The following is an 18,208-nucleotide window of genomic DNA, read 5'->3' as shown; positions in this document are numbered from 1 at the left end:
CCGCCTAGCGGCGCTTGCCTGGCTTCCTCGCGCCCTTCGTCTCCAGGCGGCGCAAGCGGATTTTCTCCTCCCGGCGCATCCGGGCCTCTTCGCGCAGCAGCTTCCGGTAGCTGGCGAGGCGGCCCGCTTCCAGCTCGCCGGTGGCGATCGCGGCGTTCACCGCGCAGCCCGGCTCGCCGCCGTGCGCGCAGTCGTGGAAGCGGCAGGCGGCCGCCAAGATCTCGATGTCCCCGAAGGCCGAGGACAAGCCGTCATGGTCGGCGGCGGTCATGCCGACCTCGCGCATGCCGGGCGTGTCGATGAGCCACGCTCCGCCTTCGAGCGGCAGCAGCTCGCGGTGCGTCGTCGTGTGCCGCCCTTTGCCGTCGCTGGCGCGCACCTCCTGCGTCGTCATACGTTCGCCGCCGGCAAGCGCATTGGCAAGCGTCGACTTGCCCACGCCGGACGAGCCGACGAGGACGACTGTCGTGCCCGGGGCAAGCCGCGCGCGCAGCCGTTCCAGGCCGGCGCCGGTCAGCGCGGACACCGCGAACACGTCGGCGCCCGGCGCGGCGAGCTCGGCCTGCGCGATGAAGGCGTCGGCATCTTCGGCCGCATCGGCCTTCGTGAGCACGATGCACGGCATGGCGCCGCTGTCCCAGGCGAGCGCGGCGTAGCGCTCCAGCCGGCGCGGCTCGAAGTCGGTAGTCATCGACGTGACGAGCAGCGCGACATCGGCGTTCGCCGCCACGGCCTGCGCCTCCGGGCGGTTGCCGGCGACCTTGCGCGCGAAGAGGCTGCGGCGCGGCAGCACGCCCGCGATCGTCGCGCGGCCTTCCGCAGGCCGCGGCGCGGCGGCAACCCAGTCGCCGACGGCCGGCCAATCGGCCGGGGCCGTCATCTGGCTGCGCGCCTGGCCGGATACCTCGGCCAGCCATTCGCTGCCGTCGGGGCCGGCGATGCGGTACAGATGCTTGTGCGCGAGCAAGACGCGCGCCGGCACCAAGCCGCCCGCATAGCGGCGCAGCGCCGCTTCGTTGAGCCCGTCCAACCACTGGCTCCACGTCTCGGTCCAGCGGCTGTCCCAGCCGAGGCTGGCCAGCCCGGCCAACGTATCGCTGCTCAGGGCAGCTCCATGTATTTCATTGCGTTGTTGATTGCGGTCATTTCGGGTGTTGCAATAGCTATCGGTTTCGTACAAGCCTGATATCTCCTTCGTGCGGTCGATGCCGCATTAAAATGAACTTGCGGTGCAGTACCAACGTGTCCCATGCGGGGACAGACGACGCAGCGGCAGCAAGTTCGGGAGCACGGTACCAGGCGGGCCGACGCTTGGGATTAGAGTTGAATCATGCCGCAGCGCCGGGCGCTTGCTCGTTCCTCCCGAACGTTATAGACAGGTGTATTCACCATATAACATCCCTCGCTTTCTTTCGCAGATAGTTACATTATATAGGAAAAAAAGCAACGGAAATAGTCCCCTGTCATATTTATCCGACCATCTCGGGAAATGGCGAGGATATGCGAGGGCCAATTCGTAGATTCAACGACCAGGGGCGTCATTGCGCAGGAAGCGGGCATAACCGGCCATAGTGTGCTATAATAGTCATTTGAATGATAAATCGCGTGTTAAAGGACGGGAATGCCATGATTAGTACAACCGGCGTTACGCTCCGATACGGCAAGCGGCCTTTGTTCGAGGATGTGAACATCAAGTTCACCCCGGGCAATTGCTATGGTCTTATCGGCGCGAACGGAGCAGGCAAATCGACATTTCTTAAAATATTATCCGGTGAAATCGAGCCTACCAACGGGGAGGTTCATATTACTCCGGGAGACCGCATGTCCGTATTGAAGCAGAACCATTATGAATACGATGAATTTCCGGTGCTGGAGACGGTCATTATGGGTCACCAGCGGCTGTACAGCATCATGAAGGAGAAGGACGCGCTCTATGCGAAGGCCGATTTCAGCGAAGAGGACGGCATGCGCGCGGGCGAGCTGGAAGGCGAGTTCGCCGAGCTGAACGGCTGGGAAGCCGAAGCGGATGCGGCCGAGCTGCTTATCGGGCTGGGCATTCCGAAGAATCTCCACGACGACAAAATGTCGGAGCTGGACGGCAACCAGAAGGTCCGCGTCCTGCTGGCGCAGGCGCTGTTCGGACGCCCGAACATCCTGCTGCTTGACGAGCCGACGAACCATTTGGATCTCGAGTCGATCAACTGGCTGGAAAATTTCCTCATGGATTACGAAGGCACCGTCATCGTCGTATCCCACGATCGCCATTTCCTGAACAAGGTGTGTACGCATATCGCCGATATCGACTTCGGCAAGATCCAACTGTATGCGGGGAACTACGATTTCTGGTACGAATCGAGCCAACTGGCGTTGAAGATGGCGCGCGACCAGAATAAGAAGAAGGAAGAGAAAATCAAAGAGCTGCAGACGTTCATTCAGCGCTTCAGCGCGAACGCGTCCAAGTCGAAGCAGGCGACCGCCCGCAAAAAAATGCTCGACAAGATTACGCTCGACGACATCCGCCCGTCGAACCGCAAATACCCGTTCATCAACTTCAAGTCCGAGCGGGAAGCCGGCAAGCAATTGCTTACGATTGAAGGGCTTACCAAGACGGTCGAGGGCGAGAAGGTGCTCGATAATATGCATCTCGTCGTGAACAAAGGCGACAAGATCGCGTTTGTCGGACCGAATGGCCTCGCGAAGACGACGCTGTTCCAGATTTTGATGGGCGAGCTGGAGCCGGATGCCGGCACGTACACCTGGGGCGTGACGACGTCGCAGGCGTATTTCCCGAAGGATAACTCGGCTTACTTCGACGGGGTGGAAGACAATCTGGTCGATTGGCTGCGCCAATATTCGAAGGATCAGGACGAGACGTTCCTGCGCGGCTTCCTGGGCCGCATGCTCTTCTCCGGCGAAGAGGCGTTGAAGAAGGCGAGCGTCCTGTCCGGGGGCGAGAAGGTGCGCTGCATGCTCTCGAAAATGATGATGGCGGGCGCGAACGTGCTCATCCTCGACGAGCCGACGAACCACCTGGATCTGGAATCCATCACCGCGCTCAACAACGGCCTGATCGACTTCGACGGCACGATGCTGTTCACGTCGCATGACCATCAGTTCGTGCAGACGATCGCGAACCGCATCGTCGAGATTACGCCGAGCGGCATCATCGACCGCGTGACGACGTTCGACGAATATCTTGAGAGCGACGAGATCAAAGGCTTGCGCGAGCAGATGTACCCGCAGGAGAGCAAGAAGTAAGAAGCAAGTATTGGAAAAAGAAAGGCCCGGACGACCTGGGAAGCAGGCGGTCCGGGCTTATTTGTCATTGCATTCTTCCACTGCGCCCCCTTATCCGCTATGGCCCGGGAACACATACTGGAACGCGTGCAGCAGCTTCTGGAACGCCCGCTTGCGGATATGGCCGTACGTGACCGCGCTGATCGGCGGGTCGAAGGAGAAGCTGTACACGTTCGTGTCCGTGACGCGGGCTCCTTTCATATAGCGTTCGCGAATGAGGAGCTGCTCGTCCGGCTCCAACTGGTCGACGAGCGACTCGATCACTTCGCAGAAGGCGAGACATTCGTTCGCCTTGTCCGCATTATGGGCGGCGATGCTGCCGGTCGGATCGCCGACCCGGTTCGTCGCGCCGTGCTCCTTCGCTTCATATTTCATCGTGACCGCCGCTTCCCGCACCGCATACCGCATCACTTTGCACATCCGGTATTTCGCGAAAGTCTCCTCCATGAACCGCTTGGCCGCCTTCGGATCGAAGGAATCGAACGAAGGGATAGTGAATTGCCGGTCTTCCATATAGGTTGTCCTCCTCCATAATCTGTTGCGTTAAATCATTGGTCTTATAAAAATGAGCCTGCCGATTCTGCGCCTCCCGCCGGCAGATCCATGAATAGATGAGAATATACTCATTATACCACAAAACAGGAACAAATGTTCGTTAATTTATTTAAAATAACGTTTTATAAATACTGTTGTTATTCTATAAAAAAACGATAAAACAAACATATGTTCCCCGTATTATAATGCTATTGTGGACGAGTTGAGCAGAAGGGACACGCATTCGGCGGACGACAGGGTGCGGGGCAAAGAAGCCAGAGGCACCGAAGTTTTCCTTGTTCTGCTCCTCGCTCCGCAACCATGCCGGCATTGATGCCGGTTTTTTTATTGCCGATGAGAGGGGGGAGAGACGGCTTGATTGTGTATCGCGATTATTTCGAGCAGTGGCTGCAGCCGCTGGCACAGTCCGCGGGACTCCCGCTCGAACCGCTGCCGCTGCAGGCATCCGGGGGAGGGCAGGGGCCTGACGAGAGCAGGCTGGTGTACCGGGTGTCCGTGCCGTACGCGGATCGCTCGCAGCGGCACCGGGATATGACCGGGCCGTTGACCAGACTGGTCGAGATGGAATGGCAGCTGATCTGGTGTTCGCCCGATCCGTGGACGGCGATGGAGCAATGCCGCCAGGCGATCGGCTGGCTGTGGACCGAGGGCGTAGACAAGCTGGAAGGCTTGTCGGCTGCGTTGGTTCATGTCAGCGACGCGCAATGGGTGGCGGAACCGGTTCACGGACTGGAGATCCGCGTCCGGCTGCGCATGCGGGACTCGTTCGCCCGGACAAGTCCCGGCCATATCGAGAAGGTTCATATGACATTGAAGGAGATGAAGGAATAATGACGATGCAGGATGTTCAAGTGACGATTGATTTGCAAAAGCCGACAGGACGGTTGTCCTTCGGCATGCCGCTCATTCTCGGCAAAAAGGCGGGAGGATCGGCCTATAAAGAATACGGCGATCTGAAGGCCGTCCAGGCGGACTTCGGCGAGTCGACGGCGGAGTACAAGATGGCCGCGGCCCTGTTCGGTCAAGGGGACCGTTCTCCGGCCCGCATCGCGATTGCGGCATGCGATGAGCAGGAAGGCGCGGCGGAGCGCCTCCGTTCCGTCATGGATATGGGCTGGTACTATCTGCTCTCCCCTGACAACAGCGAAGCGGCGGTTGCAGGGCTGGCGCAGGAGCTGGAGAAGGAGGACTACCGCCTGTTCGTGACGCGGGTGTCCGACAAGACGAAGCTGCAAGCGTTGAAGGCCGCCGGGTTCAACCGCACGGTCGCGTTCTATCATACCGATGCCAGCGCCTATCCGGATGCCGCGCTCGTCGGCTCGGTCGGCTCTGCCGATGTCGGTTCGGTGACCTGGAAATTCAAGACCTGCACCGGCATCGCTCCATTGAAGCTGACGGCAGGCGAATTGATGGAGATTCACGACGGCGGCGCGATTACGTATGTGAACAAGCAGGGCGAAGCCCGCACATCCGAAGGCAAGACGCTGTCCGGCGAATACATCGATGTCATTATGGCGCGCGACTATGTTCGTGCCCGCATGGAGATGCAAATTCAGCGTCTGCTCAATCAATCAAGCAAGATTCCATATACGGACGCGGGCATCGCGCAAATCGAGAGCACGGTGATCAATGTGCTGCTGGAGTCGTTCCGCATGGGCATCATTGCCGCGGAGGACAGCGGCGAGCCGCTGTTCGGCACGTCCTTCCTGCTTCGCAACCAGGTCGATCCGGGCGATCGCGCGAACCGCGAGTACCGCGGAGGATCGTTCTGGTTCGAGATTGCCGGGGCGGTGCATCAGGTGAAGGTGAACGGCGTTATCCGTTTCTAAGAGAGGCCGTGCAAATCGTCTGCTTTTGATTCCAAAGCATCCTTGCGGGTAAAAATATTGAATTTAAGGAAGGTGCACATTCATGAGTATCGGCATTTATGATGCGAAGCAAGTGTCCGTCGTCATTGACGGCGAGTATATTACGGGATTCGGCGAGAATACCTTCGTCTCCTGCGAGAAGGACGAGGAGCAGAGCGTGGCCCATGTCGGCGCGCGCGGCGAGGTGGCGATCGCCCACAAAAATAATCCGCTCGGCACAATTAAGCTGACGCTGATGTCGACGTCGCCGCAGATTGCCCTGCTGCATCGTCTGGCTCGGGAGAAGAAGCTGTTCTCGATCTGGGTGAAATCCAACAACGAGCCGGGCGAAACGATCGGGGGCACGCAGGCGATCGTGAAAAAGCTGCCTGCGGCTGCTTACGGCTCGGAGCTTGAGGATCGCGAATTTGAAATTCAAGTGCTGGATTATACGCATCGGGTGAACTAATTTCCGCATCGGGATTCGGAAGAAAGGGTGAATGAAGTGAGCAAGCAACAGACGGTAATGATCGAGCAAGAGGAGTATGTGCTTCAGCATCCGGGCGCCCGCGCCCTGATGCGGCTCTATGATGTAGCGCTCAAAGCAGACGGGGGATGGAAGCTGGAGCCGTCGATGGACTTTTTCCTCCAGCATGTCATTGTGTCTCCGCGCCTGAGCTGGGAAGGGCTTGAAGAGAAGACCGACATCATGACGCCGCTCTGGCTCGAATGCGCGCGCTTCCTGGGCATGGTGGATACGCCCTTGGAATCCGAATCATCCGGCGTATAGACATTCCATCTCCCGCAATCCGCTCCGGCAATTGTTCTGGCGTGTTGTCCTGAACAGCCGGGGCGGCATTACGTATGCGGAAGCGAGCGGCATGAGCATCGAGGAATTATGCGAGGCCGCCGCCGCTATGGAATGGATGTACGGGACAGGAGGGGGGCAAGTCAATGGATGATCGGATTACCCAAAATGTGCACCGCGAGCTGCGCACGATGAACGGCAAGCTGGACGAGATTGGCTCCGTGTTCCGGATTATGACGGACAGCATACAGGAGCAGATCGCGGAGATGAAGCGCGCCGCCAGACCGAAGCGGAGCGGACCCGCCCTGGCGACCGGCGGCATCGCGTCGGATGTGAAGTCGATCGCGAATATGATGCGAAGACAGGCCTCTATCCGTCCGGGTGGGCAGAATCTTGCGCATGCAGCCCGGCCAAATGAGCTGGGGCAGCAGTTGTCCGCTTCGCTGTCGGCGCTTCAGAGCACGACGGTCGTGGTGCAAGGCCCGGCGCAAGCGGAGGACAAGAAGTCAGGGAATGAGGAGAAATCCTACTGGCAAAAAGCGCTTGAATTCGCGAAAACCGCCCAAGATTATGTCTATGCCGCGAGCGATAGCATCAAGAAAGTAAAAGGCGTCATTGATAATGTGAACTATGTGAAAAAGCTGTTCACCGGGGATTCCGGCGGCAGCCAATGCAAATGCTGCTGCTGCCAGGGCGGAGGGAACGCTATGTCCGGTCTCGCGGGGGGAGGACGGGACAAGAAGAAAAAGCCGGGCCGAGGCAAACCTCTTAAGCTGAAGAGAGGGGCTCCAGGCCGAAGCGGCGAAGGAGCGCAGCGGCAGAAGGAGCTTGGCAAGGCTGTCGCTCCGTCCAAGAACGGGGCCGCTGCGCCGCCGGGCAAAGGCGGTACAGGCGTGCCGCCAGCCAAAGGCGGATCACCGGTTCCGCCAGCCCAAGGCGCTCCGGCCGCGTCGCCGGCAAAAATCGGTTCAGCTACCCCACCGTCAGCAGGGAAGACGGCCGCCCCGCTGGCAACGGCTGCGTCGTCCGCTTCGGCTCCGCAAGGCCATAGCGCATCGGCGTCCACGCCGTATGTGCAAGCGCGACGAAAAGTCACGAATCCGAAGCCGCAGCGGGGATTTTTGAAAAAACTCGGAAAATGGGGCACGGTAGCTGCCATAGCGGGCGACTTCGCTTTGAATATGTTCGGCCGCAAAAAGGAAGAGGAAGCGGAAGGCGGCACCGCGGCTGCTCCCGCAGATGCGATAGTAGCCGCCCAGACGACGGCGGAGACCGTGCAATCCGTCCAGGCCGCCACCGGGACGATGGCGGACATCGCCGCTTCGACGTCAACCGCCTCGGATGTCGGCAAGGCCGCGTCCGCCGCGAAGAAGACGGGCTGGTTCGGCAAGCTGCTCAAAGGCGCCCGCGCCGTGAGCAAGGCGACGAAGTTTCTGCGTTTCACGCCGGCCGGATTTTTGGGCGGGCTTGCTTTGGATGCCGGGCTGTGGGCGGCAGAGAAGTTTTTGCTTCCAAAAGAGGAGGAACAACCCGCCGCCGCGCCTGACGCGAACAAGCTGAGCGTGCAAAGCCGGCTCCCTTCGCCTCCGGTTGCGGAGGGAACGTACCGGCCGATGGCAGAGGCCCCGTTGGCGTCTGCTCCGCCTTCTCCATTGCCGGAGCCTATCCATTCCGGCAGCAGGGGCAGCTTCGGTCCGCCGCTTCCTGCCGGGAACCGGAGCGGCCTCGATGTCACCGCGAACAGCAACGTGGTCATGAATCTGAATGTGAACGGCTATATCGATATGCGGATGATCGAGGAGATTAAGCGGATTGCGCGGGAGCAATTCGACGCGTCGTTCCGTTCGTTCGAGCGAAGCATCGCGAGCAAGCTGCCGCCGCCGAAGCCAATGCCGAAGCCGGTGGTTGCGGAAGGAGGCATGATGTCCTATTAGTGCGCGAAAAAGCAAGTTAGGCGGAGTCGAGCTGTTCGTTATCTCCGAGGAACCGGAATATTCGGTGCAGGTAAGCAGCCATAACATCGAGAAGGGCGGCATGGTCACCGACCATGTGCAGAGGGAGACGGTGAGCCTGCATTTGGAAGGCTTGCTGATCGGGCCGCAGGCCTCGAATTACAGGCATCGGCTCGTCACCGCGATGAATGAAGGGAAGCTGCTGCAATATAGCGGCCGCAATATGCTGTTGAATTGCGTCATTACGAGTCTGCGGACGACGCATGACAACTCGATCGCGAACGGCATGTCGTTCGCGATGACCTTGAAGCAGGTCAATCTCGTCAAGATCGCGTATGACAAGCTGCCGCCCAAGCGGAAAGCGGCCGTCAAGCCGAAGAGCCGCTCCGGCAAGCGGAATACGGCTTACCGGCCGAAGCCGGACGTTCATGTCGTGCGCCCCGGCCAATCGGTCAAAGATATCGCGGCCTACTACCAGGTCAGCGAAGCGGGGATTCGGGCCGGGATGAAGCTCGCCGGCATGCCGGGCATCGCGCAGGCGGGCATGATCGTGGCGCTGCAGACCGGGAAGAAATTACTGTCGGACCAGAGCAAGACGAAGGCCAAGGGCGATCCGATACGGATGTATCGGGTTCAGCCCGGCGACAGTTGGCCCTCGATCGCCAAGCAATTCGGAATCAGCGTAACGGCATTGCACGCCCTGAATTTCAAAAGGGTCAGCACCTATATGAGTCCGCCGCCAGGGACAGTCATTCGCGTCAAATGACGCGATCCCATTGGGAGAGCCCGCCCCGCCTGACGGGCGGCGGACAAAAGGGGGGAGAAGCATGGCAATCATCCGGATCGACAAAGATCTGATTCCCTACTCCTTCGATATGGACTTGGGGGAACGAACATACACGTTCGAAGTGCGCTACAATGCGGCGCATGATTATTTTACGGTGGATCTGTCCGAAGGGGATAAGCCGCTCGCGCTCGGCGTGAAGCTCGTGTGGGGAATGCCCTTGTTCGAGAGCATGGAGACGCGCGAGTTCCCGCTGGAGGTCATCGTGCCGTATGGCGACAATCCGGGAGAGTTGATTACTTGGGACACGCTGGGGCAGTCCGTGCACCTTCATTTGGGGGATGACGATGGAATACTTATATAAGCGCGGCTGCGAGATTTTGATCGGCGGATACCGCTTCACTTACGGCGACTTGACGATGAACGTCATTGCCGACTTCGACGACGACAAGGAGCCGGGCGAATCGACGGTGGAGATCTACAATTTGTCCAAGCATACCCTGGCCAATATTCGGACCGGCATGCGCGTCATCGTGAACGCGGGGTACGGCAAAGACCTCGGCACGGTGCTTCAGGGCCGCATTGTGGAGGTGCGGACGAAGCGGGAGCAGACCGAGCGGATCACGACGATACAAGTGAAGGATGACGTGGCAGTCTCCATCTATGAGATGGCGCATACGTACCGGCCCGGGACGAAGGCGAGCGAGATCATTCGCGATCTGCTGACGCGGGCGCAGATTCCGCATGGACCGGTAGATTTGGAGTCGGATCATGCCTATATGAAGGGCTTTATCGTGAAGGGCGATCCGGTGGACGCGATTCGCCGCGCGGCTTCCGCCTGCAAGACCGGCGTATATACGCGGCAGGGGAAGCTTTATTTTCAAGCGCAGAGCAAGGGGGGCGGCGGAAGCTCCATCGTCAGGCTGTCGCCGAAGAGCGGCTTGATCGGCAGTCCGCAGTCCTATGAAGAGAACAAGGAGGCCGGGGTCCGGGCGACATCGCTTCTGAACTACCGGTTGCATGCGGGGGCGGAGATCCGGCTCGTCAGCGAAGAGTTCGAGGGCGTGTACAAGGTGAAGCGGGGCAAGCATACGGTATCGGCGGAGCAGTTTTTGACTGAGGTGGACTTGGTCAAAATCTAGGCCGTTCATTTTGGCGGAATTGCAGTTGGAAAAGGAGGTGGCGCGCATTGGGAACGAATCGGGCGGTCAGCGCCCTGGAGGCCTGGATCGATCATAAGATGTCCGGCACGGCGGGCGCGCAGATCGGCACGGTTGTCCGTCTGTCGTCCGGGACGGCGGATGTGGAGCTGGACGGGGAAGCCGGCCTCATTCGGTATCAGCTTCCGGTTGTGGAGCAGGCTCCGGACATCGCGATCGAACCGGGGAGCCGCGTCCTCGTCGTGTTCACCGAGGCGGGCCAGAATGGCGGCGTCATTGTCGGAAAGGTGGCGGGATCATGAGAACGTGGGCGCTCCATGATGGAGATATTCGGGTAACCGATGGAGATATCGCCTGGATCGACGGGCGCGAGGAACTGGCGCAATCGGTCCGCATTCGGCTGAGCACCCGTCTGGGCGAATATTTTTTGGCGCCGGATATGGGGCTTGATCATGAGCGGCTCGTCGGCAAGCAGGTAAGCGAAGACAGCATTCGCGAGGCGATCATGCGCTGCATCGCGGATGAACCGCGCGTGCAGTCGGTGGAGGAAGTCACCGTGGAATGGGATGCGCGTTCGCGCACCGTGCAGGCGCATGTTCTGATGACGAGCGCGGACGGAGAGGAGGTTGAGCTTGTCTATGCTGACAGCAGCGGGATTGAAGCGTAAGACGTATCACGAGATTTATGAGGAAATGGTGGCCGGCGTGAGCAAACGGCTGGGCCAGGATATCAATTTGTCGGAGACGTCGCCGCTCGGCATGATGATGCAGGTGTTCGCCTGGCATTTGGCCGAGCTGTGGGAGGATGTCGAGCAGGTGTACCACGAGTCGTACATTCAATATGCGACAGGCGTCCAGTTGGATGCTTTGGCCGTATTCTACGGTCTGCGGCGGAAGCTGGAGCAGGCCGCGCACGGGCGCATTCAGATTACCGGAACCCCGAATTATACGGTGCAGCCGGGATTGCAGGTTGGCACGAAGTCGGGGGTCTGGTTCACCACGGACGAGGCTTGCGCGCTGGATGAGAGCGGCAAGGGCGCGGTCAAGGTGACGGCGATGGTGCCGGGCAGCGGCGGCAACGTTCCGGCGGGCGCGGTCACGGAGCTGCTTACTTCGGTGAAGGAGATTGCGGCGATTACGAACCCGGACAGCATGACCAACGGGCGCGAGCGGGAAAATGACACCGAGTTCCGCGATCGGCTGCGGGTGGCGCGGGACGGCAGTCATGCCGCCACGGTGGACGCGATCGTATCGGCTCTGATGCAGCTTCCGGAAGTGAAGTCGGCGGCCGTGCGCGTCAACGACACGATGGAGACGAACGCGGAGGGCGTTCCGCCGAAGTCGATTCGCGCCTATGTGCATGGCGGGCAGCCGGAGCAGATTGCACGAACCCTTTTCGAGAAAAAGGCGGCCGGCATCGGCACCGACGGCATGGAGAGCGTCAAGGTGCGGGATGTGAGCGGGAACGAGCATGAGGTTCGCTTCAGCCGCATGAAGCTGCTGGATGCGCATGTGGAAGCGGCCGTCAAGACGGGGCCGCTTTTCCCGGCACGCGGCGAGGACGACATCATCACCGCGATCGCGCAGTATATCGGCGGCGTCGGCGCGGATCGGCAGGATTATACCGGCCTGCCGCAAGGCTCGCGCATCGTGTACAGCCGCCTGCTGGCGGCGATTCAAAACGTGGCTGGCGTCGAAGAAGTGATTGAATTGAAGGTGAAGCTGGGCACGGGCGACTGGGTCAGCGGCAACGTGGATATTCCGCTCTACGAAGTAGCCCGCGTGGCGCCGGAGCGGATCAAGGTGGCGGTAAGCGATGATTAAGCTGGATGACGTGATGGCTTTGCTGCCGGATGTCATCGCTAAGGAAGACAGCCTTTTCGCCCAGCTTGTGAGCGTCTGGCTCGAACAGATGAACGAGATTCGCGCCACGGTGGAGCGCATCTCGGCCTGGAAGAGCATCGAGCAGGCGGAAGGCGCCGCGCTGGATGACATTGGCGGCAATCTGGGCCAGCCCCGCGGGCAGGCGACCGATGAGATCTACCGCATCCTGCTGCGCTCGAAGCTGGCCCGCCTGAATGCGAGCGGGGATATCGATTCCATCATCGGCGTGCTGGCCTTGGCCCTCAATGCCGATCCGTCGGTTCTGGCGATCCGGGAAAAGCAGAACGACGCCCATGATCCCGAGCCCGCGGCGATTCAGGTCGTCAAGGTTCCTTACGAGCAACTGAACCACGTCGGCATGAGCCCGGCGCAGTTCGTCCGCCTCGTCCAAAGCGTCACCTCCGCCGGCGTCCGCGTGGCACAGGTGGATCTGTCGGGGACGTTCGAGCTGTCTTCCGTGGCGGACGAGCCGGAGCAGAGCGAGCATGGGCTGGCCGATGAAGCGATGACCGTCGGCGGCACGCTTGGGGATGTCTATACGCCGGGTCATGATTATCCGATTCCGGTGTAAGAGAGGTTGCAGCATACACTAGTAGTTTTTTACTTGAAGAAGTAGATTCCTGAAATGGTCTGAAACTTTTTCAATATATTCGATGTGGGAGGGAGCCATATGGCATTTCAGAAGCCGCTTCCGGAGTGGAAGCAGCCCGGCATCCGGCCGCCGGAGTCCAAAATCAAAGAAGGCTACCAAGTTCTCGACAAGCCGCCAGCCGCCTGGATGAACTGGCAGATGAACACGACCTACGAAGCCTTGCAGGAACTGCAGGAAAAGGCGGCCGAGAAGGAAGACGTCTCGCAGGCGCTGGGAGAGGCAAGGGCGTATACGGACGAGAAGATATCGAGTATAGATGCGCCGGTTAGGTCGGTAAACAACAAGACTGGTGACGTTGTCCTGACTGCGGCGGATATTGCAGGCGATAACGGTGACTTCTCGGTTCCCGGTAACATCACATCTGGTAAGCAAGTATCGGCTACAGGCGGCTTTGTAACTCCGAAGGATGTCCACGCCCGTGACATAGCTACTTCCCGCAATCTGGTCGTGTCTGGAGAAACAAATTTATCCAGCCGGGTATTTATGGCTGCGCCGCCTGATGCTTCAATTAACCCAGAGTTATGGTTCTTTAAAGGTGACGTTAAGCGCGGCGTTCTATGGACGTCAATGGCTGGAAACTTTAATTCAATAAACTTACGCCCGCAAAAATCAGATGGTTCAAATGCTCCGGGATTAGCCTTAACAGAAGATGGCCGCATGATGTACAATGGCCGGGATGTTATGGCCGAGATCGATTCTGCAAAGCAATCTGGCGTTGATGCAAGAAGTAAAATAGCGGGTGCCATCAACGCCAAGGGAGTGCCGGCATCCGCGAATGATACGTTTGAGCAGCTCGCTCAAAAGATTAGTTCCATCAGAGTAGGATCGCAGGTTCGCTATGTGCCAATTGACTTCCACGAAGTTTCGTCAAGGAGAGTTTACGAGAAAGAGCAATCAGGAACTGTAACCTATAAACTTGCCGATGTGCCTTTTGAGCATGCTCTTTTAGGTATAGATGGATTCTTGAATGTGGAATGCGAGCATATCCACTCGTGGCGTTCTAGTGTTAGTGCCGAATGCGGTTTTTATTTAGCGGATCAAGCAGATAATAGATTTTTTTTGGTTTCCGTAGGGCATGCCGATGACTCCAGGAAATCATTGACTCAATCTCGGAGTTTATTTAAAGTGTCAACAACCAACCGCAGATATGAGGCAATGACACACGAGTTTCCTTATAGAGAACCGAAGATCATTTCAGTCAGTATCCCAGAAACGTTTCAATTAACAGGCCCTTTGAGACTCATGTGCGAATTTAAATTCTATTATGGGGTTGGAAATGATTATGAAGCTAAATTAACGGCCAACTTTAAAGGTACCTTGCTGCTTGTATAAGTCAGCAAGATTTATACTCGATGCATTAAGAGGTTAAAGGTTAGCTAAAGTTATGAGGGACGGGTTGCCGAGACGCGATCCAATGTAATGATAAAACCTGCCATCATAGAAATCGTGACAGACAAAACAAGAGTAAGCGCCGTGCCATAAGCAGGCGCTTTTTTCACGCCCTCGGACACCTTCCGGGGGCTATTTCACGCAAAGGAGGGACCACACATGGAAAGACTGGACGTGCTTTTGAAGTCGGCCTTTGCGGCGGCGGGCGGGACGGTGGCGTTTTTGTTCGGCGGCTGGCCGGCCTTGCTGCAAGTGCTGCTTATCATCGTCGCGATTGATTACGTGACGGGCGTGATGGCCGCCGGAGCCGAAGGGCGGCTGCGCAGCAGCATCGGGCTGATGGGCATCGCGCGCAAGGTGTTTATTTTTTTCGTCGTGGCGGTAGCGCATCAGGTGGACAGCGTGCTGGGGGACCAGCATTTGCTGCGGGACGCGACGATTTTTTTCTATTTGGCCAATGAGCTGTTGTCGATCATTGAGAATGGCGGCCGCCTGGGCGTCCCGCTGCCGCCGGTCATCAAGCAGGCAGTCGAGGTGCTGCGCGGCAAGGGAGAGATTCGCGACAAGAACCAATAAGCAGGGTTCGCTGCCGCCAACGAGGCCGCAAGATAAACTGAGCGTTCAAAAGGCCGGTTTTGCGCCAAAGGGGACGGAATGCCGGGCTTTTTGAACAGCTATCCGAAGGGGAGGAATGACGAAGTGACTCCGCAGACGACTCTTATGGAACGTGTCCGCAAGGAATTGTATCGCAGAGCCTGGAGGCTGCAATACCGGGCGAAGGCGGCCCGCCACCGCGAGATCCCATGGGGGGCGGAATCCTTCGCCGCTCCCGATTTTACGGCGCAAGCCGACAACCGCATGCTCGTCCGGCAATTGCTGCAGGAACTGCCCCGTGACAAGGGGCGGGTTATTCTGTACAGCCTGTATATAGAGAACGAGACAGAGGTTCAGATTGCGAGGAAGCTGAATCTGAGCCAGCAGGCGGTGAGCAAATGGAAACGCAAATCCCTTCACCGGTTATATCAGAAGCTGAGCTCGCCGAATGGCTGAAACAGGCGCGGCAGCATGACAAGGATGCTCTGTTGCGCTTGATTCGCTATTTCGAACCCGACATTCAATATATGTGCCGCTTCATGCTCATGCCGAAGGAGGATGCGGAGCATAGCCTTCGCCTGGAGCTGATCGATCTGCTGAAGCATGCCGAGGTATAAGCCTATATGAGGAACTATGGTCATGAGGACAGCCGCTGCCGAGGAAGGTTGCGGCTTTTTTCTTTTCAACACAAATGAGAGGATGACAACACGATGAGTCTGGACATTAAGCAGCGGCTGCTCCCCGACGGGCGGCCGAACAAGCCGAACCGGCCGATGAAGCCGCAATATATTACGATCCATAATACGGACAATCCGGCCCCCGGCGCTACCGCCGAGGCGCATTCCCGCTATATTTTGAATGGAAGCGGCGGGACGAAGAAAAGCTGGCACTATACGGTTGACGACCGCGAGATCTATCAGCATTTGCGGGAAAATGAGCAGGGCTGGCATGCGGGGGACGGCAACGGCCCCGGCAATCTGTTATCGTTTGGGGTCGAGATCTGCATGTACGAGGGGATGGATGAGCCGAAGGCCTGGCGGCGGGCCGCGGAGCTAATCGCCCGGTTGGCGGAGAAGCACGGCATCGCCATGGAGCGAATCGTTCCGCACCGACACTGGAGCGGGAAGGCTTGCCCGTCGCGTGTGCTGCCGCGCTGGCAGGAGTTTATGAAGCTTGTAGAAGAGCAGCGGGAAGGACAAGGCCAGCCCGAGGAGCGGGATTATGCGGGCCACTGGGCCGAATCGTCGATCCAGTATGCGATCGCCCATGGGGTGATGGCGGGCCGCGGTCTCGGGTTTGCCCCGAATGAGCCGGTCACGCGTGCCGAGCTCGCTGTCGTCGTCGAGCGCCTGTGCAAGCAAATGAAAGCATAGCCCCTCTTTTGCCATGAGGCTATCCGGTTCTATCGCCATACTTTGGAAAATGGTAACATAGAAAAACCATGCTCATTGTATTTGCCATGGATTCCATGTTTTTCGCACGAAGGCAGACGACTTGGTTGAGGCGTTGGACAAGATTTCTCCATACTCGCGAACATGGGATGCATCCGCTGGATTCTGCTATCTTCTTCACGGAGATGGGACTCACTTTATATCGTTCCCGGGTCTTTACCGAGAAAGATTTGGAGGAAGAGTGGTTTTTGGCCCAGTCGCTGGATGCTCAGGAGGATGATAAGAGGTTTTTCTATTTTGAAACGGTCTCGGCAGGCGAATGGAGTTATGATGAGAGACTTAAGGAGTTGGAGGAACCCGCACACGATCCCGAACCCACTATCGAGGAGAGCCCTGCATCCGGGACAAAGAGCAGCGAAGAATTGATTTTGGAGCTGAAAGGAAAGCATGGTCTCATCTAGGGATTGTCGATAGCCCCCGCAAGTATAGGCCGCCCCTATCCGGTACAAGCTAAAAGGATGAAGCAGTGTTGCCTCTCAACAACTTTCATTAACGGTCCCAACTTTTCTACCTGGCAGCAACAGGTTGTTGCCGGTTCAAGAGTTGTATGGGGGGTCAACACTGTTTCTGTAGACCCACACGGGATCCGTCTGATACGATAGTAACTCAACATGAGCGCTGATAAACTTTAACAGCTCGGTGACAGTTGGATGGAGAGATAGCGGGGGAGGGCTTGACCGTGAGTGCGGATGTATACGCGGATATGAAGCAGGGAGAAAAAGGGGCATGGATTAGCATTGCCGCTTATATTGCCTTGTCCGGCGCCAAGCTGTTGGTTGGCTGGATGTATCAGTCGCAAGCGCTGCAGGCCGACGGGTGGAACAACCTGACCGATATTATCGCTTCGGCGGCCGTCCTTATCGGTCTGCGCATCTCGCAGAAGCCGCCGGATCGGGATCATCCGTACGGGCATTTGCGGGCGGAGACCATCGCGGCGCTGATCGCGTCCTTCATTATGGCGACGGTTGGCATTCAAGTCATTTTGTCCACCGCGCGCTCCTGGTTCGCCGGGGAAGAGAGCAGCCCGAGCCCGGTTACCGGCTGGGTCGCCTTGGGCAGCGCGGCCATTATGCTTGCCGTCTATGCCTACAACAAGCGTCTCGCGACCCGGATCCGCAATCAGGCTCTTATGGCGGCGGCACAGGACAACCGCTCCGACGCCTTCGTCAGTATTGGCGCAGCCATCGGTATTTTCGGCGCCCAATTCGGCCTCAACTGGCTTGACCCGCTGGCGGCCTTGACCGTCGGCCTTCTGATTTGCAAGACGGCGTGGAATATCTTCCGCGAGGCCACCCATACGTTAACGGACGGCTTCGACGAAGCGCAGCTGGAGCGGCTGCGGAAGACGGTGGAGAGCACGGAAGGCGTGCGGGCGATTCGCGAGGTGAAGGCCCGGCTGCATGGAAGCCTGGTGCTGGTGGATGTCGTCGTGCTGGTCGATGCGGGATTGAGCCTGGTGGAGGGCCATCGCATCTGCGACGATATCGAGCAGCGGATGCAGCGCAAGCATAATATCGCCCATGTTCACGTTCACGTCGAGCCGATGGTGTCCGGGGCGGAGCAGCGGCCGCAAGGCCGGGCGGCTCATTAAGCGGATGCCTTGCCGGGAATCATGTTCTTGTTACGGAAAAGCGTTCGGAAGACTCTGATTCGGTTCAGACTCTTTTGAACGCTTTTATGCGATCGAGCGGATCAGAGGATTTCTTTTCAAAAAAAAGATTGACAAAAGTCTCCATTTTTAAATATGATTACGTTAACAAACATTCCTAATAATGGTTGTTGATGTTCGATGACCTCTTCTATTATGGCGAAGCAATTCTCCTACATACCCGCTTG

The 18,208-nt window shown here is 58.2% G+C and carries 22 protein-coding genes; 20 read left to right on the top strand and 2 right to left on the bottom strand.

Features of this window, described 5'->3' with window-relative positions:
• Positions 1-4 precede the first annotated feature (4 nt).
• A complete protein-coding gene (gene rsgA, locus L6439_RS23725) occupies positions 5-1,180 on the bottom strand; it encodes a ribosome small subunit-dependent GTPase A (protein WP_237096629.1) in 1,176 nt (391 codons plus the stop codon).
• A 446-nt stretch (positions 1,181-1,626) separates the two neighbouring features.
• On the opposite strand from rsgA, the gene L6439_RS23720 reads away from it, so the two are divergent.
• The gene (locus L6439_RS23720) at positions 1,627-3,258 is read left to right on the top strand and encodes an ABC-F family ATP-binding cassette domain-containing protein (RefSeq protein ID WP_168181395.1); all 1,632 of its coding nucleotides are present in this window, start codon (positions 1,627-1,629) and stop codon (positions 3,256-3,258) included.
• 90 nt (positions 3,259-3,348) lie between these two features.
• On the opposite strand, the gene L6439_RS23715 is transcribed toward L6439_RS23720, so the two are convergent.
• Entirely contained in the window at positions 3,349-3,810 is a 462-nt protein-coding gene (locus L6439_RS23715; protein ID WP_168181396.1) for an ArpU family phage packaging/lysis transcriptional regulator, read from the bottom strand.
• Between the two features lie 396 nt (positions 3,811-4,206).
• On the opposite strand from L6439_RS23715, the gene L6439_RS23710 reads away from it, so the two are divergent.
• The 19 genes from L6439_RS23710 to L6439_RS23625 all read left to right on the top strand — a co-directional run bounded on the left by L6439_RS23710 (position 4,207) and on the right by L6439_RS23625 (position 17,963).
• Positions 4,207-4,683, top strand: coding sequence for a hypothetical protein (locus tag L6439_RS23710; protein WP_213470570.1), 477 nt, complete (start codon positions 4,207-4,209; stop codon positions 4,681-4,683).
• Positions 4,683-5,681 (top strand): DUF3383 family protein, encoded by a 999-nt coding sequence (locus tag L6439_RS23705; RefSeq protein WP_213470572.1) that lies wholly within the window; start codon positions 4,683-4,685, stop codon positions 5,679-5,681. The genes L6439_RS23710 and L6439_RS23705 overlap by 1 nt, the downstream gene beginning before the upstream one ends.
• A gap of 82 nt (positions 5,682-5,763) precedes the next feature.
• Entirely contained in the window at positions 5,764-6,168 is a 405-nt protein-coding gene (locus L6439_RS23700) for a phage structural protein (protein WP_143802128.1), read from the top strand.
• Positions 6,169-6,204: 36 nt separating this feature from the next.
• Positions 6,205-6,489, top strand: a complete 285-nt coding sequence (locus tag L6439_RS23695) for a hypothetical protein (protein WP_213470573.1) — start codon at positions 6,205-6,207, stop codon at positions 6,487-6,489.
• Between the two features lie 164 nt (positions 6,490-6,653).
• Positions 6,654-8,441 (top strand): hypothetical protein, encoded by a 1,788-nt coding sequence (locus tag L6439_RS23690; protein ID WP_213470575.1) that lies wholly within the window; start codon positions 6,654-6,656, stop codon positions 8,439-8,441.
• Positions 8,442-8,505: 64 nt separating this feature from the next.
• Positions 8,506-9,225 (top strand): LysM peptidoglycan-binding domain-containing protein, encoded by a 720-nt coding sequence (locus L6439_RS23685; protein ID WP_237096628.1) that lies wholly within the window; start codon positions 8,506-8,508, stop codon positions 9,223-9,225.
• 61 nt (positions 9,226-9,286) lie between these two features.
• Entirely contained in the window at positions 9,287-9,607 is a 321-nt protein-coding gene (locus L6439_RS23680) for a phage baseplate plug family protein (RefSeq protein ID WP_119793197.1), read from the top strand.
• Positions 9,591-10,385, top strand: coding sequence for a phage protein (locus L6439_RS23675; protein ID WP_213470577.1), 795 nt, complete (start codon positions 9,591-9,593; stop codon positions 10,383-10,385). Before L6439_RS23680 ends, L6439_RS23675 begins: the two co-directional genes overlap by 17 nt.
• Positions 10,386-10,432: 47 nt before the next feature.
• Positions 10,433-10,705, top strand: coding sequence for a hypothetical protein (locus tag L6439_RS23670; RefSeq protein ID WP_213470579.1), 273 nt, complete (start codon positions 10,433-10,435; stop codon positions 10,703-10,705).
• A complete protein-coding gene (locus tag L6439_RS23665; RefSeq protein WP_168181405.1) occupies positions 10,702-11,070 on the top strand; it encodes a DUF2634 domain-containing protein in 369 nt (122 codons plus the stop codon). The genes L6439_RS23670 and L6439_RS23665 overlap by 4 nt, the downstream gene beginning before the upstream one ends.
• The gene (locus L6439_RS23660) at positions 11,042-12,226 is read left to right on the top strand and encodes a baseplate J/gp47 family protein (RefSeq protein WP_213470731.1); all 1,185 of its coding nucleotides are present in this window, start codon (positions 11,042-11,044) and stop codon (positions 12,224-12,226) included. Before L6439_RS23665 ends, L6439_RS23660 begins: the two co-directional genes overlap by 29 nt.
• Entirely contained in the window at positions 12,219-12,857 is a 639-nt protein-coding gene (locus L6439_RS23655) for a hypothetical protein (RefSeq protein ID WP_213470581.1), read from the top strand. Before L6439_RS23660 ends, L6439_RS23655 begins: the two co-directional genes overlap by 8 nt.
• 99 nt (positions 12,858-12,956) lie before the next feature.
• The gene (locus L6439_RS23650) at positions 12,957-14,270 is read left to right on the top strand and encodes a hypothetical protein (RefSeq protein ID WP_213470583.1); all 1,314 of its coding nucleotides are present in this window, start codon (positions 12,957-12,959) and stop codon (positions 14,268-14,270) included.
• Between the two features lie 216 nt (positions 14,271-14,486).
• The gene (locus L6439_RS23645) at positions 14,487-14,903 is read left to right on the top strand and encodes a phage holin family protein (protein WP_213470584.1); all 417 of its coding nucleotides are present in this window, start codon (positions 14,487-14,489) and stop codon (positions 14,901-14,903) included.
• Between the two features lie 78 nt (positions 14,904-14,981).
• On the top strand, positions 14,982-15,377 hold the full coding sequence (locus L6439_RS23640) for an RNA polymerase sigma factor (RefSeq protein WP_168181409.1): 396 nt from the start codon (positions 14,982-14,984) through the stop codon (positions 15,375-15,377).
• A gap of 32 nt (positions 15,378-15,409) precedes the next feature.
• A complete protein-coding gene (locus L6439_RS29385) occupies positions 15,410-15,538 on the top strand; it encodes a hypothetical protein (protein ID WP_269155954.1) in 129 nt (42 codons plus the stop codon).
• Between the two features lie 93 nt (positions 15,539-15,631).
• Entirely contained in the window at positions 15,632-16,294 is a 663-nt protein-coding gene (locus L6439_RS23635) for an N-acetylmuramoyl-L-alanine amidase (RefSeq protein ID WP_213470588.1), read from the top strand.
• Positions 16,295-16,461: 167 nt separating this feature from the next.
• Positions 16,462-16,773, top strand: a complete 312-nt coding sequence (locus L6439_RS23630; protein WP_213470590.1) for a hypothetical protein — start codon at positions 16,462-16,464, stop codon at positions 16,771-16,773.
• A gap of 278 nt (positions 16,774-17,051) precedes the next feature.
• On the top strand, positions 17,052-17,963 hold the full coding sequence (locus L6439_RS23625; RefSeq protein WP_269155953.1) for a cation diffusion facilitator family transporter: 912 nt from the start codon (positions 17,052-17,054) through the stop codon (positions 17,961-17,963).
• The last annotated feature ends 245 nt before the right edge of the window (positions 17,964-18,208 follow it).

This window comes from Paenibacillus dendritiformis, from assembly GCF_021654795.1.
Taxonomy (GTDB): Bacteria; Bacillota; Bacilli; order Paenibacillales; family Paenibacillaceae; genus Paenibacillus_B.
Note: the sequence above shows the minus strand (reverse complement) of the source record. Positions and strands in the feature narration are given on the sequence as shown.

Excerpts from the sequence above, each read along its gene's own strand:
- L6439_RS23665 (WP_168181405.1), top strand. The coding sequence starts at position 10,702 with ATGAGAACGTGGGCGCTCCATGATGGAGATATTCGGGTAACCGATGGA.
- L6439_RS23700 (WP_143802128.1), top strand. The coding sequence starts at position 5,764 with ATGAGTATCGGCATTTATGATGCGAAGCAAGTGTCCGTCGTCATTGAC.
- L6439_RS23635 (WP_213470588.1), top strand. The coding sequence starts at position 15,632 with ATGAGTCTGGACATTAAGCAGCGGCTGCTCCCCGACGGGCGGCCGAAC.
- L6439_RS23630 (WP_213470590.1), top strand. The coding sequence starts at position 16,462 with ATGCATCCGCTGGATTCTGCTATCTTCTTCACGGAGATGGGACTCACT.
- L6439_RS23640 (WP_168181409.1), top strand. The coding sequence starts at position 14,982 with ATGCCGGGCTTTTTGAACAGCTATCCGAAGGGGAGGAATGACGAAGTG.
- L6439_RS23715 (WP_168181396.1), bottom strand. The coding sequence starts at position 3,810 with ATGGAAGACCGGCAATTCACTATCCCTTCGTTCGATTCCTTCGATCCG.
- L6439_RS23680 (WP_119793197.1), top strand. The coding sequence starts at position 9,287 with ATGGCAATCATCCGGATCGACAAAGATCTGATTCCCTACTCCTTCGAT.
- L6439_RS23645 (WP_213470584.1), top strand. The coding sequence starts at position 14,487 with ATGGAAAGACTGGACGTGCTTTTGAAGTCGGCCTTTGCGGCGGCGGGC.
- L6439_RS23675 (WP_213470577.1), top strand. The coding sequence starts at position 9,591 with ATGGAATACTTATATAAGCGCGGCTGCGAGATTTTGATCGGCGGATAC.
- L6439_RS23650 (WP_213470583.1), top strand. The coding sequence starts at position 12,957 with ATGGCATTTCAGAAGCCGCTTCCGGAGTGGAAGCAGCCCGGCATCCGG.
- L6439_RS23705 (WP_213470572.1), top strand. The coding sequence starts at position 4,683 with ATGACGATGCAGGATGTTCAAGTGACGATTGATTTGCAAAAGCCGACA.
- L6439_RS23660 (WP_213470731.1), top strand. The coding sequence starts at position 11,042 with ATGCTGACAGCAGCGGGATTGAAGCGTAAGACGTATCACGAGATTTAT.
- L6439_RS23655 (WP_213470581.1), top strand. The coding sequence starts at position 12,219 with ATGATTAAGCTGGATGACGTGATGGCTTTGCTGCCGGATGTCATCGCT.
- L6439_RS23720 (WP_168181395.1), top strand. The coding sequence starts at position 1,627 with ATGATTAGTACAACCGGCGTTACGCTCCGATACGGCAAGCGGCCTTTG.
- L6439_RS23690 (WP_213470575.1), top strand. The coding sequence starts at position 6,654 with ATGGATGATCGGATTACCCAAAATGTGCACCGCGAGCTGCGCACGATG.